Origin of the sequence: Bradyrhizobium sacchari (genome assembly GCF_002068095.1) — a bacterium.
In the GTDB taxonomy this organism is placed as follows: domain Bacteria; phylum Pseudomonadota; class Alphaproteobacteria; order Rhizobiales; family Xanthobacteraceae; genus Bradyrhizobium; species Bradyrhizobium sacchari.
In genome coordinates, this window is sequence record NZ_LWIG01000012.1 from 124,562 (window position 1) to 139,305 (window position 14,744).

General features: G+C 61.5%; 20 protein-coding genes and 3 pseudogenes. 11 read left to right on the forward strand and 12 right to left on the reverse strand.

Annotated elements, in window-relative coordinates; translation table 11 throughout:
- Window positions 1-290: 290 nt before the first annotated feature.
- Window positions 291-428 (reverse strand): annotated as a pseudogene (locus tag A5906_RS44485) (GNAT family N-acetyltransferase); the annotation flags it as partial.
- Window positions 429-483: 55 nt separating this feature from the next.
- On the opposite strand from A5906_RS44485, the pseudogene A5906_RS46160 reads away from it, so the two are divergent.
- A pseudogene (locus A5906_RS46160) lies at window positions 484-588 on the forward strand (aromatic-ring hydroxylase C-terminal domain-containing protein); the annotation flags it as partial.
- A 24-nt stretch (window positions 589-612) separates the two neighbouring features.
- Here the strand turns inward: A5906_RS46160 and A5906_RS15735 are convergent.
- On the reverse strand, window positions 613-945 hold the full coding sequence (locus tag A5906_RS15735) for a hypothetical protein (RefSeq protein WP_080136551.1): 333 nt from the start codon (window positions 943-945) through the stop codon (window positions 613-615).
- 123 nt (window positions 946-1,068) lie between these two features.
- Window positions 1,069-1,260, reverse strand: coding sequence for a hypothetical protein (locus A5906_RS15740; RefSeq protein WP_080136299.1), 192 nt, complete (start codon window positions 1,258-1,260; stop codon window positions 1,069-1,071).
- 150 nt (window positions 1,261-1,410) lie between these two features.
- Here A5906_RS15740 and A5906_RS15745 point away from each other — a divergent pair, with 150 nt between their 5' ends.
- Complete coding sequence (locus tag A5906_RS15745) at window positions 1,411-1,749, forward strand: response regulator (RefSeq protein WP_080136300.1); 339 nt, start codon at window positions 1,411-1,413, stop codon at window positions 1,747-1,749.
- 45 nt (window positions 1,750-1,794) lie between these two features.
- Here A5906_RS15745 and A5906_RS15750 read toward each other — a convergent pair whose 3' ends face one another.
- Together A5906_RS15750 and A5906_RS15755 are read right to left on the reverse strand one after the other, a co-directional pair.
- Window positions 1,795-1,983, reverse strand: a complete 189-nt coding sequence (locus A5906_RS15750) for a hypothetical protein (RefSeq protein ID WP_080136301.1) — start codon at window positions 1,981-1,983, stop codon at window positions 1,795-1,797.
- Window positions 1,984-2,602: 619 nt separating this feature from the next.
- A complete protein-coding gene (locus tag A5906_RS15755) occupies window positions 2,603-2,788 on the reverse strand; it encodes a DUF3606 domain-containing protein (protein WP_080136302.1) in 186 nt (61 codons plus the stop codon).
- A gap of 128 nt (window positions 2,789-2,916) precedes the next feature.
- On the opposite strand from A5906_RS15755, the gene ligD reads away from it, so the two are divergent.
- From ligD to A5906_RS15770, 4 genes and pseudogenes are all read left to right on the forward strand, one after another.
- Window positions 2,917-3,840 (forward strand): non-homologous end-joining DNA ligase, encoded by a 924-nt coding sequence (ligD, locus tag A5906_RS15760; RefSeq protein ID WP_080136303.1) that lies wholly within the window; start codon window positions 2,917-2,919, stop codon window positions 3,838-3,840.
- 70 nt (window positions 3,841-3,910) lie between these two features.
- Window positions 3,911-4,257, forward strand: a pseudogene (locus A5906_RS44490) (SOS response-associated peptidase family protein); the annotation flags it as partial.
- Window positions 4,258-5,048: 791 nt separating this feature from the next.
- Window positions 5,049-5,249, forward strand: coding sequence for a hypothetical protein (locus A5906_RS15765; RefSeq protein ID WP_080136304.1), 201 nt, complete (start codon window positions 5,049-5,051; stop codon window positions 5,247-5,249).
- On the forward strand, window positions 5,246-5,494 hold the full coding sequence (locus tag A5906_RS15770) for a hypothetical protein (protein ID WP_080136305.1): 249 nt from the start codon (window positions 5,246-5,248) through the stop codon (window positions 5,492-5,494). Before A5906_RS15765 ends, A5906_RS15770 begins: the two co-directional genes overlap by 4 nt.
- Here A5906_RS15770 and A5906_RS15775 read toward each other — a convergent pair.
- Window positions 5,464-5,712, reverse strand: coding sequence for a hypothetical protein (locus A5906_RS15775; protein ID WP_080136306.1), 249 nt, complete (start codon window positions 5,710-5,712; stop codon window positions 5,464-5,466). The genes A5906_RS15770 and A5906_RS15775 overlap by 31 nt on opposite strands.
- A gap of 735 nt (window positions 5,713-6,447) precedes the next feature.
- Here A5906_RS15775 and A5906_RS15790 point away from each other — a divergent pair.
- Both A5906_RS15790 and A5906_RS15795 read left to right on the forward strand, forming a co-directional pair.
- Window positions 6,448-6,663: a hypothetical protein gene (locus A5906_RS15790; protein ID WP_080136309.1), complete on the forward strand. Its 216-nt coding sequence runs from the start codon at window positions 6,448-6,450 to the stop codon at window positions 6,661-6,663.
- A 174-nt stretch (window positions 6,664-6,837) separates the two neighbouring features.
- Window positions 6,838-7,023 carry a hypothetical protein gene (locus A5906_RS15795; protein ID WP_080136310.1) on the forward strand — a complete coding sequence of 62 codons (186 nt, stop codon included), beginning with the start codon at window positions 6,838-6,840 and terminating at the stop codon, window positions 7,021-7,023.
- Here A5906_RS15795 and A5906_RS15800 read toward each other — a convergent pair.
- Window positions 7,016-7,225, reverse strand: coding sequence for a DUF3606 domain-containing protein (locus A5906_RS15800; RefSeq protein WP_080136311.1), 210 nt, complete (start codon window positions 7,223-7,225; stop codon window positions 7,016-7,018). The genes A5906_RS15795 and A5906_RS15800 overlap by 8 nt on opposite strands.
- A gap of 633 nt (window positions 7,226-7,858) precedes the next feature.
- Here A5906_RS15800 and A5906_RS15805 point away from each other — a divergent pair.
- Window positions 7,859-9,142, forward strand: coding sequence for an NRAMP family divalent metal transporter (locus tag A5906_RS15805; RefSeq protein WP_080136312.1), 1,284 nt, complete (start codon window positions 7,859-7,861; stop codon window positions 9,140-9,142).
- Between the two features lie 151 nt (window positions 9,143-9,293).
- Here the strand turns inward: A5906_RS15805 and A5906_RS15810 are convergent, their stop codons facing one another.
- Window positions 9,294-9,482 (reverse strand): hypothetical protein, encoded by a 189-nt coding sequence (locus A5906_RS15810; RefSeq protein ID WP_080136313.1) that lies wholly within the window; start codon window positions 9,480-9,482, stop codon window positions 9,294-9,296.
- A gap of 174 nt (window positions 9,483-9,656) precedes the next feature.
- On the opposite strand from A5906_RS15810, the gene A5906_RS15815 reads away from it, so the two are divergent.
- Window positions 9,657-10,871 carry a mandelate racemase/muconate lactonizing enzyme family protein gene (locus A5906_RS15815; protein ID WP_080136552.1) on the forward strand — a complete coding sequence of 405 codons (1,215 nt, stop codon included), beginning with the start codon at window positions 9,657-9,659 and terminating at the stop codon, window positions 10,869-10,871.
- Between the two features lie 7 nt (window positions 10,872-10,878).
- Here A5906_RS15815 and A5906_RS15820 read toward each other — a convergent pair whose 3' ends face one another.
- The 4 genes from A5906_RS15820 to rocF all read right to left on the reverse strand — a co-directional run bounded on the left by A5906_RS15820 (window position 10,879) and on the right by rocF (window position 14,212).
- A complete protein-coding gene (locus tag A5906_RS15820) occupies window positions 10,879-11,163 on the reverse strand; it encodes a hypothetical protein (RefSeq protein WP_080136314.1) in 285 nt (94 codons plus the stop codon).
- Window positions 11,164-11,272: 109 nt separating this feature from the next.
- Complete coding sequence (locus tag A5906_RS15825; protein WP_080136315.1) at window positions 11,273-11,812, reverse strand: c-type cytochrome; 540 nt, start codon at window positions 11,810-11,812, stop codon at window positions 11,273-11,275.
- Window positions 11,799-13,070 (reverse strand): sulfite dehydrogenase, encoded by a 1,272-nt coding sequence (gene soxC, locus A5906_RS15830; protein WP_080136316.1) that lies wholly within the window; start codon window positions 13,068-13,070, stop codon window positions 11,799-11,801. Before soxC ends, A5906_RS15825 begins: the two co-directional genes overlap by 14 nt.
- A gap of 164 nt (window positions 13,071-13,234) precedes the next feature.
- Entirely contained in the window at window positions 13,235-14,212 is a 978-nt protein-coding gene (gene rocF / locus A5906_RS15835) for an arginase (protein WP_080136317.1), read from the reverse strand.
- 261 nt (window positions 14,213-14,473) lie between these two features.
- Between rocF and A5906_RS15840 the strand changes: the two genes are divergently transcribed.
- Window positions 14,474-14,734 carry a hypothetical protein gene (locus A5906_RS15840; protein ID WP_080136318.1) on the forward strand — a complete coding sequence of 87 codons (261 nt, stop codon included), beginning with the start codon at window positions 14,474-14,476 and terminating at the stop codon, window positions 14,732-14,734.
- Window positions 14,735-14,744 lie beyond the last annotated feature (10 nt).

Consider the following 14,744-nt stretch of genomic DNA (forward strand, 5'->3'; position numbering starts at 1 on the left):
AGGCCCCTCCGTTGCTCGCGAGGGACGTTCCGGCAATTGAGGCTTCGCGGACATCGATGATGCTCCCTTACATCGGCTTATGGTCGCCGAATTCCTGCGAGAGCGAACTTAAAGCCCGGCGCAGCCGACTGCGCAAGTGCTTCAACGACATTCCTGAAAACACAAAAAGGGCCCGGCAGCCGTCAAGCTGCCGGGCCCTCGACGCATTAAGCATACAAGGCTGCGCCTCGCTTCGTGAAAGTCGTTCTACCCACCGAACGCCACGTTCCGTATCGCGGGAAACCCGCCCCTCAACGTAAGCGCTTTCGCCAGTACAGCGTATGCGACCAAGCCCAGGGGATCTCGGGCACGTAGAGCCGATAGCCAGCCTGGATGAAGTTGTTGGCAGAGACTGGATTATCCGTTGTGTCAGACACGATACTGTCCCATCGGTGCAGCATGGGATTCGGTTGCCTGTAGTATCCACCAAGGCCGGCACACCCCATCCCACCGCGCCGCACCCCGTCAGAAGCCGCGCTGGTACGCCCCGACGGGCAGGTGACGTGGATTGGCGACGAGAGCCGCAGCGGACTTACCGATGCGTTGACGACGTGGTTCGGGCTCAGCGTAGCGTCACGTCGATGCCAAGGCACTCGGCTTAGAATCCGGGTCCGGGTTGATGATGATGCGTTCAATCAGGTGCAGCACTTCGCGGGGGCCTTCCCCAGCCGAGGGCAGCAACGGCCTTCCCCAGCCCCAATAAAGAAGCTCCTTTGCGGCGGCCACGCGCGCATACGCATTTGCCGTCTCGCGATACATGAGTGCTGCAAGCACTGTGATTGCGGCTTCGGCCCTGGCTCTCGCCAAAATCTGGATGTCAGCCAGCGTTGGTCCTCTGGTGGCATCGCTCCTGACCTGCTCTGCACCGGGGTAAGGCCTCCTGATACGTCTCTTCAATTGCTCCACTTCAAACTCCCTTCTAAAAAAGCATTGCATCTCCGCAAACAAAAAGCCCGCGGCGGATCGCTCCGCGCGGGCTGGACTTACCTCTTTCGAGGATACCATTCTGCCAGTGTTTTGCCCGACGTGTCAAACGGACGATTTGTTCGCCCGCAATTGAGCGGCGATAGCCTTCTCCAACTCCTCCGCCAAGACTCTGTGGTGCAGGGCAAGGCGAGCGAACAAGTCTCGCTTTGCTGGGTCCGTCGCCAGGTCGCGAATGATCTCGCACTCGGCGATCTGCACTTGAAGCTTCTCCAAGTGCTCTTGCATGTCTTTCATCGAAACCCTTCAGCACGCAACAGAGCTGGCTCGTAGCAGGGCAGTCGGGGCATTACCGTAACATTTGTTACACCGCCGGGCTAGCACGCTCGCGAGCGTCGCCGGAACGATCCGGAAGCATGCGAATTTAACGCGTATAGAGACCGCACCATGAATCATACCGTATTGGTTGTCGACGATGATCCCGGCGTGCTCGAAGCGATCGCAAGCATGCTGGAGGATCTCGGATGCAATGTGATAGCAGCTCAAAGCGGCCCGGCCGCGCTCGATCAGCTCAGGCGGAATGAACAGATCGCGGTACTGATCACCGACATCAACATGCCCGGCATGGATGGGCATGAGCTTGCGGAGCTGGCGATGCGGGTTCGTCCGCAGTTGAAGGTCCTGCAACTCTCTGGGCGCGAGCCCCGACGAGGCGGATTGCCGATGATCAAGAAGCCTTTTTCATTCGAAGATTTGGCTAACCGAATGAAGCAAGTTATCGGCTAGCCGCCTACTGGGCGGTCCTAATTCATCTTGCGGCGGAGCTTTCCGTCACCCGCAAACCGAGGCGTTACGCAGTTGCTCACGTTTGAGCGCTTGGTATCGATCCATCTGGCCGGCGACTCTCATCCAACTGTTGGCGAGTTCTTTCAGAATTTTAGCCTCGACCTCATTCTGGGTTGATTTCACCAAGCGATGGCATTCGCTGGCTTGATCTTGACAGTGCTGCGCGGTGTCCATACGCAAGCTCCTACGGCCAGGAATTTGGAAATTAAACGGCCCCAAGTGGGGGCCGCCAACCCGCCTGATGCGGGTTTTCCTCCAGCAGTCGGGGGGCTACCGTTTCGGCTGGGGGCACGAACCGACGCGGCAATGCGCTGATTGTTCCTACGCCCATCCGCTCCGGAACCCCGCGAGCCGGGCCGCCTTACACCTGCCTGCTTTCGAGATCGCACGAGGAGTGCGCCCGCATTGGTAGGATGACATTGGAGGCGGCCAAAGCGCTCAACTTGCCGATCCGGCGGATCGACCGAGCGCCGAACTCACGTCAGGCTGCTGACGCGGAATACTTTGTTCCAGAGCATAGACCACATCGGCCCCAGCCTGGAGGTTTTTCCGGATCGAAAAACGAGCTGGGACCGAGAGGTCTGCCGCCGCAAACACAGCTTCATCGCAAAAAATGATCGCGGGGGATTCACATTTGTGAGTCCGACGCAAAACGAGCGGCTCCAGCCCGCCGGGGAGCAAGCTGGAGCTTGGTCGCGGCAACAGGTCTTGCGAAAGGATGGCACGCAAGGCCAATCATTGAACTAACCGAAGGGGCTCTCGTTCCTAACAAGCGACGGCCCGCACGCCCTCCTCATCGGCCCAGGCGCCGCTCCACCTTCTTGCGACTACTGCCCACCTTCTTGACCGCCTTCTTCACGGCGGAAGCGGCGCGTCGGGTCTTCTTTGCCTCGTAACGCACTTCATAGTCCTGCCCGCCCGCCACGCGCGCCCGGTCCTGCTTGCGACCGCGGGCGGTCTGTTTCTTCGCTTTGGCCATATTGCACCTCCTTGCAAAGTCCAGAACGCAAGACGATTCAGCATGGTTCCGTGTTGCCGTTCGCGGTCAACGGAACGAATCCACACGCAAAGATTCGAATCAAAGTGTGAGTTGCGTGGAGTTGGTTTGTGGCGTCGCGGCGTCGGCGAAAGTCAGTGGCGATCGGCGTCAAGGCGCCCTTCCCCGGCTTTATCGAACCGGCCCTGGCAACCTCCGTCGAGAGGGTGCCATCCGGGGAGCGATGGATTCACGAAATCAAGTTCGACGGCTATCGTGTCCAGGTCCACTTGGCCAATGATGCCGTGATTGTCTACACCCGCCGGGGCAACGACTGGACGAGACGCTTCAAGAAGGTGGCCGACGATGCATGGCACATCAAAGCGGGCTCGGCGATCATCGATGGCGAAGTTGTCGTCCCCGCCGCTGATGGCAGCACTGATTTCTCCGTTCTTCAGAACGAACTCAAAGGCACCTCCAGCAAGATCGTGCTCGTGGCTTTTGACCTGCCCTATCTCAACGGACGAGACATCCGCGGCCTGTCTCTTGTTCAGCGCAAGGCCGAGCTGAAAAAGATCGTTTCGGGAACCGACATTCAGTTCAGTGAGAGCTTCGAGATCGAAGGCCGCGAGATGTTCGCTCACGCCTGCAAGGTCGGGCTGGAGGGTGTGGTCTCCAAGGTTCGCGACAGCATCTACTCCGGCGGCCGGACGAACAACTGGGTCAAGAAGACTTGCGCGCAACGCGAGACATTGATGATCGCCGGCTTTGCGCTGGACGAGGGCAAGTGGGACGGAATTTATCTCGGGCGCCGCAAGGGTGACGACCTGATCTATGCCGGCAAGGTCGATCACGGATTCGACAAGACATCGGCAGCCGAGCTCCAGAGGCGCCTGAAGCCGCTCATCCGCAAGACGCAGCCTTACGCCAAGCGCATTGCGCACAAAGGCATCTGGGTTGAACCGAAGTTGCTGGCTGAGATCGAGTACCGCGCCAAGTCTGCGGAAGGAAAGGTGCGGCATCCATTCTTCAAGGCCTTGAGAGAGGACCTCTGATTGATCGGCGTACTTCCGGAGATAGGGACTTCGGCGATGACCGAGGATGCATCCGGCACTATGCGCCGCGCCAAACCCGGAGACCAGGAAAAAAGACGTCCTGTGGTTCGCGCTTTCCGAGACGCGACCGCTGTTCGCATTCGCCGGGATCTGGACGACCTTCAATGGTGATCGCGGCACAAAGTCCAAGCCCGTTCCCGGGCCGCATCAGGTCTACGGTTTCCTGACCACCACGCCCAATGCCGTGGTCGAACCAATACACCCGAAGGCAGGGCCTGTGATCCTGACAACACATGAAGATGGGAGGTTTGGACGCGTGCACCTTGGGATGAAGGCAAGACACTGCAGCGGCCTCTAGCGGATGAAGCACTCAAGATCGTGGCTCGAGGAGCAGACAAAGAGGATGTAGTCGCTTAACCACGCTGATGGTCCCTTGGCTATTCACGGGGGTATTGTCCGTAGTTTGAGCCCCAGGGTCCTAAGTTGAATCTGCTCATATCCTGATTCCAAGGTCCAGCGCAGATCGGCGACCGATCTGGGCCACACGCAGAACCAAATGCTTGGGAACTTTGGAAGCCCCCGCCAACTTTAAGGGACGACAGCAAGCGCGTATGGAGCACGCTCATGTATCGGCCGTTGGCGGTTTTGGCATTTGCTATTTGTGTTCTATCGCAGAATGCGACTGCCACCGAGTTCGCTTCTCGTGCCAAGTGTGCTTGCAGCACTACGTGGCACCGACACACTGCGGTCGTACGACACCGGCTCTACAGGGTGAGGACTGCGTATATGATTGGCTACGACCCACTGCCATACCGCTTCGGCTCGACATACGTTTTTGAACCTCCCTATCGCTATGTGCGGCGCTAGAACCCTTGGCGCGGCCAGGCCGGCGTGAAACGCAATTGCGTCTCTCAGCCACCAGCGCCTATGGATGAAGCCTTGGCGTGTGACTTGGCGTGTGACTTGGCGCGAACTACCGAAGATGGCTTCGCTCAAAAGTGAACGTTGGAAGTGTTTCGGACAAAAATGAGTAAGTCGCTCAAAATGCACAACATATGCGCGAAATAAGTGCCCTGCAGCATATCAAATGTGTTGTTACACCGCTCCGACAGAGGCGTAACATGACCCCATCACCGCAAGGCCCGTGGCATCCATCGGTGATGAGAACGCCAATTGCGCTCCCGCCCACTCCAGCAAGGGAGCAGAGCATGCTGACGCGGCGGCGTTTCAAGCAGACCAGAACTCTCGATCAGCGGCTGGCCGACGAAGCGGCACGCCTTCGCGACAAGGCGCGTGGGCTGCCGCCCGGACGCGAGCGTGAGATGCTGCTGCGCAGGGCGCGGCAGGACGAGACGGCGATGCAGATCGACGCCTGGCTCCGTTCGCCCGGCCTGAGGGCACCGACATGATGCAACAATATCGCGCCTATCTCGTCGGCGAGAACGGGGTGTTTCAATCCGCGGAGGCTTTCGAGGCGCGGTCCGATGCGTCCGCGCTCCTGTTCGCGCGGCGCTTCACGCGCCGGGGCGACGTCGAGGTCTGGCAGCTCGGCCGCAAGATCGGCCTGCTGAAAGCCGCGGCGCCGTCCGCCGCAGCCTCGCCGGACGACGAGGGCCGGCCCGGTCACTCCTCCGCGAGCTTCCGCTCGATATAGGCATCCACCGTTTCGGCAAAGGAGCGCTGCACGCCGACCGCCGCAACATGCAGGTCGAGCGCATCGCGCTGGAGCACGCGCAGGCCTCGACCGCGGGCACTGACCGGCGCGGTGTTGAGATATTGATCGATGGCGACCTTGGCTTGCGGGATCGCCTTCGGATCGCCCCTTGCGATCAGAAGACGCAGGAGGCTCTGGCATTCGGCCAAGCCTGGCATGGATTTTTGCCTCAGCCCTGCCGCGACTTCGGCTTCGGCCGCTTCACCGGCTGGGTGTGGGTGCCGAACAGCATCAAGAGAAACGCGATTTCTTCCTTCGAACCGACCTGGATCATGATGATCTCCTTTTCGCTTGGTTGGTCGGGAGGAGAGGACAAGGCGTTCAGGACAATCGGGTTTCCGGATTGTTTCAGGACTGTTTCGTGGTCCGCGATGGGCCGGCAGCAGACTATGGGTGATCCGCGCCCCGGTCGATGTTGGTCCAGGCCGGGCATTTTCCCCGACATCGACGCAGGCTAGATTTTCAGATTCCGTCCGTCCGATGATGTCAGGATTCCATGCACGCGCTCGGCTTGTTCCTTAGTCAGATTTGCAGCCGGATCGGTCCCGATCATCGCTGGTCCCTTACGTTCTCGATCGTAAACCATCCAACCTTTGCCACCCATCCGAATGAAAAATCTGCTCTGCGACGGCTCACTGTCAGTCAAGGATCACGCTCCGCTCGCCTGCTTCACCGGAGACCAATGGAGACGACCGATTGTCCGGCTGCATTAGCTTTTGTGAATCCAGCCGGGAAAAATAGGCAACGGCTCTGTTCAAAAGTGAACATAAAAAGCTTCGAGGACTATCTTAAGCTCGGCCTGCCTGGCGCATTTGGCCGGGCAACCTCCAACGGCCCCGGCATTTAGGGTTGTGCTGGGGCCGTTTCCAACTGTGCGACCGCGGCGTTTGACGATGTTCAACGATGCCATCCTGGACCAGCTGAGGCAGCTGGAACGTGAGGTGATTGAAGCGGAGCGGCGACTGGCCGAGCAGGAGGCGATGATCGTTGACCTGAAACGGCAACATCAAGATCCGAGTGACGCCGAGGCCGAGCTCGAAATCATGCGCGCGAACCAGCGACAGCGTCAGCAAGACCGGCAACGGCTTCTTTCATTGATGCAGCGCTAGGACGCGAAATCACCTTCGGGCCGTCGCACACGCATCCTGCCGGTGCTTTGCCCGACGGTGCAAATTTTACTCAAATCCGGCAAATCGGATTTGGCGGAATGAAATCTGTTCGCGCCAAGCTGAGACACGTCGCCCAACGAGGGCGAGGATCCAAACGCTTCGGAGAGACCTTCGATGTACTACGTCGCCGCTGCATTGCTGGCGCTGTCGGGACTGCTCTACTCCGCGGGCCACCACGAGCTCGGCCAGTTCGGCGCGAACGTGTGCAGCTATGGCGGCACGTTCTGCGAAAATCCGGTGGTCGTGTTCACCGGCGCAGCGCTGGCCGCCGCCTGGGGCATGTTCGTCAGCATCAAGTAGAGGACGGCGCCTCAGGCTCGCGCGCGCCAGTCGCCGCCAGCTCCTTGCGGACGGTTGCTGCGGAATTGCCGACCTTGTCGACGGCCTTCTGCAGCTCCTCCTTCGACACGCCGAGCGCGTGGGTCCAGTACTTGACCTCGAAGGCCTCGTGCATGTTGATCTTGCTGCGGTCCGGCTGCGCGCGCTTCGTCAGATTGTCCATGGGCTGATCCTCGTTCTCGCGGGAAAACGCGGCAACGGAGCTGCCGTTCCTGGGCGAGCCGGTTCACGCAAATATTCGCGCCTGCGGCACCTGCGCCTCACACGCTCAGCCACAGCATGGAGGCGAGCACCGCGGAAAACACGAACAACGTGATGATGGCGACTTTGAAAATCAGATCGGCTACCAAATGAGCCCCCTTCACGTCCGCCGTCCACGCCCAAACCGCGGATGGTCGTGATTCCGGTCTTCGGCTTTCGAGAAGCCGGCCGGATGCATGACGTCCTCACGGCAGCGGTTGGCGACAGGCCGTGAAATGGCAGCGCAACGGGGCAGTCGTCCATTGGTTCCTATTTCGGGAACACAATCCCGATAATGCCGGGGGCGCGCTGCTCCGCGGCTCCGAAAACTCAACGCCGCGGACACCGAGGGGTATCTGCTTGGGCCTGCATCGACTGGTGCCGTGATGATGCACTTATACCCCTGTTTTGCCCGACGGGTCAAATCGGATTTCGCTTAATCGGAATTCTTCGCCGGCTCCGCAGCCTTTTCCTGTTGCAGGGAACCATTGTTCCCCCGCGGGATTTCTTCCCGACTTCTCCTTTCTCAAACGACACGAAAGACCCGAGACCCTTCATGAGCGACAGCGCCCTCGCCCCGCCGAAATCCACCTCGTTGTTGAAAAGGCTGGGGCCGGGTCTCATCACCGGGGCGGCTGACGACGATCCCTCCGGCATCGCCACCTATTCGCAAGCCGGCGCGCAATTCGGCTACGGGCTGTTGTGGACGGTGTTTCTGACCACGCCCTTCATGATCGCCATCCAGCTCGTCAGCGCGCAAATTGGCCGGGTCACCGGAAAGGGACTCGCCGCCAACGTGATGCGGGTCGCCCCGCGCTGGGCGGTGCTGGCGCTCGTCTTCATGCTGGTCGCTGCGAACACCTTCAACATTGCCGCCGACATCGCCGCGATGGCCGAGGCACTCTCCCTCGTCATCGGCGGCCTCAACCACGAGCACGCCCTGATCTTCGCGGCCGGCTCGACCCTGCTCCAGGTGTTCGTGCCCTATCGCCGCTATTCACCCGTGCTGAAGTTTCTCACTTTGACGCTGTTCGCCTATGTGGCGACTGCCTTCACCGTGAAGATCCCGTGGAGCACGGCCCTGCTCGCCGCGGTGTGGCCGCAGGCGAATGTCAGTTCCGGCTATTTCATGATGGTGGTGGCCGTGCTCGGCACCACCATCAGCCCCTATCTGTTCTTCTGGCAGGCCTCGCAGGAAGTCGAGGAGATGAACCAGGGCAAGCGCGACAGGCCGCTTCGCGAACTGAAGCGCGGTGGCAGTCCGGAGCTCGCGCGCATCAAGGCCGACACTATCACCGGGATGCTGCTTTCCAACGGCATCGCCTTCTTCATCATCCTCACCACGGCGTCGGTGCTGCACGCCAACGGGGTCACCAGCGTCAATTCGGCGACCGACGCCGCCGAGGCGCTGCGGCCGCTCGCCGGCGATTTCACCTTCGCCCTGTTCGCGCTCGGCATCATCGGCACCGGCCTGCTCGCGATCCCGGTGCTGGCGGGCTCGGCTGCTTACGGCGTCGCGGAGATCTTCCGCTGGCACGCCACGCTCGAGGCGAAGCCGGACGAGGCCATCGGCTTCTACACCATCATCGCGGCCGCGACCGCGATCGGTTTCGGGCTCGGCTTCACCGGGATCGACTCCATGCACATGCTGGTCTGGAGCGCCGTGCTCAACGGCATCGTCGCCGTGCCTATCATGGCGATGATGATGCTCATCGTCTCGAACAGCGACATCATGGGCCGTTTCAGGGCCAGGTCGTGGCTGGTCGCGCTGGGCTGGCTCGGCACCGCGCTGATGGCGCTGGCCGTCCTCGCGCTGCTCGGCTCGTCAGCGATTGGCTGACTAGCCCTGCGACAGGGCCGCCGAGATCTGTGAGGCGATGATGAAGGCCGCGAACACGGCCGGCACGCTGATGAAGCGCAAGAACTGGTCTATCGAAAGCATATTTGTCTCCCCCAAGACAAAACGTAAATTAGAAGCCTCCGCCGCCGCGCTACTCCACCCCATGCGCGACGTGTTGACCGGCCGTCAGAAACTGATCGGAAATGGCGGCCACGCTGATCGTGAGCAGCGCCAGAATCGAGATCATGCCCAAGAACTTCATGGGCTGAAGGTCGATCCCGATTGTGGCCAAAAACGTCAGAGCCCGGCGCAATTTCGTGACGATCCCGGAAAAGATCATGGCCAATTTTCTGCGGGATTTTACGGCTTTTCGCTCGACAAGGGCCGAAACTGGGCCCTTGGCGGTTCGTCGCGGGCTTCACGCCGGTCCGCGATTGGCCTTACAGTTGTGACCAGGGCCGGGCTTGCGACCCGCCATAAGAAGAACAAGGCCCGCCGGGCAACAGGGAGCAACATGACCCAATCGTCAAAAGCAACAAGCCTCGAAATCCTCGCCTGCGATGCCGGCTGGAGAAACTACCATTTCGTCAAGCTGACCACCGAGGACGGCATCGTCGGCTGGAGCGAGTTCGACGAGGGATTTGGCTCGCCCGGGATCGGCGCCGCGATCCAACGCCTGTCCGCCCGCGTCATCGGGCAGAACGTCTTCCAGCACGAGCGCATCTACGCCGAGCTGTTCGCCGCCACCCGCCCCGCGGCCGGCGGCGTCGTGGCGCAGGCACTCGGCGCAATCGAGAATGCGCTGCTCGATGCCAAGGCGAAATGCCTCGGCGTGCCCTGCTACGAATTGCTCGGCGGCAAGATCCGCGACCGCGTCCGGGTGTACTGGTCGCATTGCGCGACATGGCGGATCAATCACCCCTCCTGGTACAAACCGCCGATCGAAAGCCTCGATGGCGTCAAGGCGATGGGTCGCGAGGTGCGCGAGAAAAACTTCACCGCACTGAAGACCAACATCTTCTCCTACGACGATGGCAGGCCGACCGGCTGGCGGCCCGGCTTCGGCTCACCCTTTGCGCCGGAGATCAATGTCGACAGGAAAATCCTGCGCGACCTGCGCATGCATCTCGAAGCGATCCGCGAGGGCGCGGGCCCTGACGTCGACATCCTGCTCGACTGCAACTTCAACGCCAAGACCGAGGGCTACCTGAAGATCCTGCGCGCCATCGCGGACCTCGACATGTTCTGGATCGAGATCGACAGCTTCAATCCGGAAGCGCTCGGCTATATCCGCAGGCAAAGCCCGCATCCGATCTCGTCCTGCGAGACGCTGCTGGGCTTGCGTGAATTCCTGCCCTACTTCCGTGAGCAGGCGATGGATGTCGCGATCATCGACACGCCCTGGAATGGGGTCTGGCAATCGATGAAGATCGCCGCGGCGGCCGAAGCGTTCGAAGTCAATGTCGCCCCACACAACTTCTACGGCCATCTCTGCTCGATGATGAACGCGCATTTCTGCGCCGCCGTTCCGAACCTGCGCATCATGGAGATCGACGTCGATCGTCTGTCCTGGGACCGCGAGTTGTTCACGCACGAACCGGAGATCCACAATGGCCATCTCGTCCTACCGGACCGGCCCGGCTGGGGCACCGAACCGAACGAGGAAGCGCTGCGGGCTCATCCGCCCAGCACGAGTGGCGGGCTCCTCACCTACGGTCGCAAAAGCTGACGAGAGACTACGGCGTCACGGGATTGACGGTCGGGGATGTCTTTGGCCCCGGCCGTGCCGGCTCGATCGGAGACTTTGGTTCGGTCGGAAGCACTGCAGCACCCGCGGCGCGCGCAGCCTCCCCCGTCGTCGCATACATCGCGACATGGGCCGGCTGGGTCTTGGCGCGGCTCCAAGGTCCGTGGTCGACGATCAGCATGGCTGCAATCGTCAAGCCGGCCACAATCAGTGCGATCACGCCCGGATGACGGAGTGCCGTGGAGATGGAGGTCGCGAAACGATCGGTCGTCATCGAGGGATCCGCTATTTTCCTATCGCAGATTAATTCAATTGCACCCCTCGGAGTTCCCCTCCCGACTCAAGCAAGTTCCGCACCAAACTTCGGAACTTGCCCCGTTTCATCATTTCACATCCGGGCGAGCATCGCCGACGAAACCGTCGCGGTTCGGCATCCTCACGGCCGCCAGCGATTTCGCATCGAGGATTGCATCTGCGCCCACCAAACCGTTCAGGTTCAGAATAAAGGCAGACACCGCGTAGACGTCCTCATCGCTCAGCGACTGCGGCGCGTTCTGCGGCATGGCGCGTCGGATGTAGTCGAACAAGGTCGGTGCATACGGCCAATAGCTGCCGACGGTGCGGATCGGTTTGGCCGTTCTGATCGTGCCCTGTCCACCGGCCAGCCGGTCGCCCAGACCGCCCTCGCCCTTCTCGCCGTGGCAGGAGGCACATTGCTGAGCGAACACCTCGCGTCCACGGCTGACCGAGCCGTCCCCTTTCGGCAGGTTGCTGCCGTCACGTCCGATATCGATATTCCAGCCCGCAATCTCGGCCGCCGTTGCCGGGCGTCCAATGCCGTACGGGCTCTGTGCCTGCGATTGATTCGAGAACGCACACAGCATGAACGCGAAGGCGATCCCGCAAGTGTCACGCCAGCGCATTGGTCACCTCGCCATCGGCCGCGATGCGCCAGGGCCAGATCGCGTTATTGTGGTAGAAGTAATTCTCTCCGCGCACCGCGAGCAACTCGGCCAGCGTCGGCTGCGCATAGCCGGTCTCGTCGACGGCGCGGCTCTGAATCACGGCGGACTGACCGTCCCATCGCCATGGCAGGCGAAAGCGTGTCAGGGCGCGCGTCAGCACCGGCTCCTGTAACCGCGCGTCCTGCCAGCTCTTCCCATCGTCGACGGAGACCTCGACGCGCGCGACCTTACCATGCCCGCTCCAGGCGATGCCCGTGATCTCGTGGAAGCCCGGTGCACTCAAGCGCTGACCACCGGAGGGACGGGTGATGATCGACTTCGCTTCCATGTAGAAGGAGAATTCTCGCGCCGTGCCGTCGGGCAGCAGGTCGGTATATTTCGACGTCTCCTCGCGCGAATAAACCGGCTCCGCGGTCACATGCAGGCGGCGCAGCCATTTCACGCTCATATTGCCTTCGAATCCCGGCAGGAGCAGCCGTAGCGGATAGCCCTGCTGCGGGCGGAGTCGCTCGCCGTTCTGGCTGTAGACCAGCATCGCATCCTCGAGGCACTTCTCGATCGGAATGCTTCGAGTCAGCGCAGCCGCATCCGCTCCTTCCGCGACCACCCATTTGGCCTCCGGCTTCAGCCCGGCCTCCTGAAGCACCAGCTTCAGGCTCACGCCGGTCCATTCCGCACAACTCACGAGACCGACGAGGTCCGATGCCGTCTTGCCATACGGTTTGATGTAACCGGGATTGCCGGAGCATTCGAGAAAGTGGATGCGCGACTCCGACGGAAAGCGCCGTAGATCGTCCATCGAGAATATTAAGGGGCGTTCGACCAGCCCATGCAGCATCAGCCGGTGCTGCGCAGGATCGATGATCGGAACACCACCATGATGCCGTTCGTAGAACAGCCCGTTCGGCGTGATGATGCCGTCGAGCTCCTGCAAGGGCGTGCGGCTGGACGCGGAGATGTACTGCTTGAGAGTTTTTGAGATGTTCCTGACGACGCCCTTCTCGAATGGTGATGGCGTGCCATAGGGCTGGCCTCCCGTCGGGTCGCCCGGCACCTTCATCCATTCGGGCACGTTGGGCGGAAGGTTGTCCGCCTCCGCTCGAGCGGCTGCGCTTGGTCCCAGAACGGCGCCACCCGCCACTGCTGTACCACCTTGCAGGAAGCGCCGGCGTGTTGTTCTCGCGGATTTCTCGTCGGCGTCGATCCTGCTGCTCATTGCTTGCCCTCGGCTGGCGCTGAGCCCGCATGAAACAGCGCCGCGGTGGCATTTGCAATTCGCAGCTATTTCAAAAGCAGGCGATTTCGATCAGGCCTGATCCAAATCGACCTCCTTCGAGAGCAGTTCCTTTCCTTGCAGCGCACAAGCACGGCCCAGCCGGTTCACTCCCCCGGAGCGATCGCGTTGCTCGGCGTCGGCCGATCGGTGATCTGCTGCCCAAACAGGCTGCCGATCAGCTCGACCGCCGTCCGCGCCGTGCGGCCCCGCTCGTCGAGGAACGGATTGAGCTCGACGATGTCGACCGATCCGACCACACCGGAATCGTGTAGCAGCTCCATGATCAGATGGGCCTCACGATAGGTCGCCCCGCCCGGGACTGTCGTGCCGACGCCCGGTGCTACGCAGGGATCAAGGAAATCGACGTCGAAACTGACATGCAGCACACCGTTGCATGACTTGACGCGTTCGATCACGCGCCGGATCAGCACTGCGACACCGAACTCATCGATCTGGCGCATGTCGACAACCCTGATCCGACGCGAACGCATCAGCTCTTTTTCGAGCTTGTCGATCGAACGCGCGCCGAACAGATCCAGCCTGTCGGGATCGATCGACGCACGCGGGTCATCGCCGAGCAGGCCATCGAGACCCGGCTCGCCGCACAGAAACGCCGCCGACATGCCGTGCATGTTCGCCGTGATCGTTGTTTCCGGCGTATTGTAGTCAGCATGCGCGTCGAGCCAGAGCACGAACAGATCCCGTCCGCGCTCCTGCCAGTGACGCGCCATGGCGTTGACCGAGCCCATCGACAGGGTGTGATCGCCGCCGAGGAAGATCGGCAGCGCACCGGCTTTCGCGATTTCGTAGCCTCTGCGGCTCAGCACGCGCGTCCAGCGCTGGATTTCGCGGTAGTGATTGGCCTTTTCAGGCGGCCTGTCGGCGAGATCCCCGACCTCGGCCGCGGAGAGATCGCCGTAATCGACGACTTCAAGATCCAGGCTCTCGAGCAATGTCGCAAGGCCCGCGGTCCGCAGCGCCGCGGGCCCCATCAGAGTGCCGCGCTGTGATGCTCCCATGTCGATGGGAGCGCCGAGCAAGGCGATGCGCCGGGCTCGGTCCGTCATGGTCCGATCGGTCACGGCGGTCTCCTGTGATCAGCAAGGCTGCCGCCAGCCTAACAGAGATTCGCATCCGTCGTTTCACGGGGATCGCGCCCCGCCTCCCGTCTGGAACAAAAGCCCGCGCGCCGAATTGCCCATCCAAGGCCGGTACCCGCCGTCAATTACGGCGCCTGTCGCGGATAGCCAAAGGTCGTCGGACCCGCTGTTCAAAACGAGCGCTCGCGCGGATAGCCAAAGGTGCCGGCCTCCATCGCTTCGTCGGGTCTGGAGGTCGCAAGCTTGAGCACGGAGATACCGCAGACCAATCCGCAACCTGGTGTCGGCGAGCGTGCCCTCGACGCCGCGACCGACGTATCGCGCACGATCGGCGAGGTCGCGGGCGGCCTGCACGCGGCGGTCGATCGCCTCACCGCCGCGATAGACGAAGCTCGAAAGCCCGGCCAGCCGCTCTCGACTGTTGCCGCCATTACCCGCGAGGCGCCCTTGGCCAGCCTGTTCGTTGCTTTCCTGTTTGGGATTGCCGTCGCGCGCCGGCGTTAGAATCGAAACC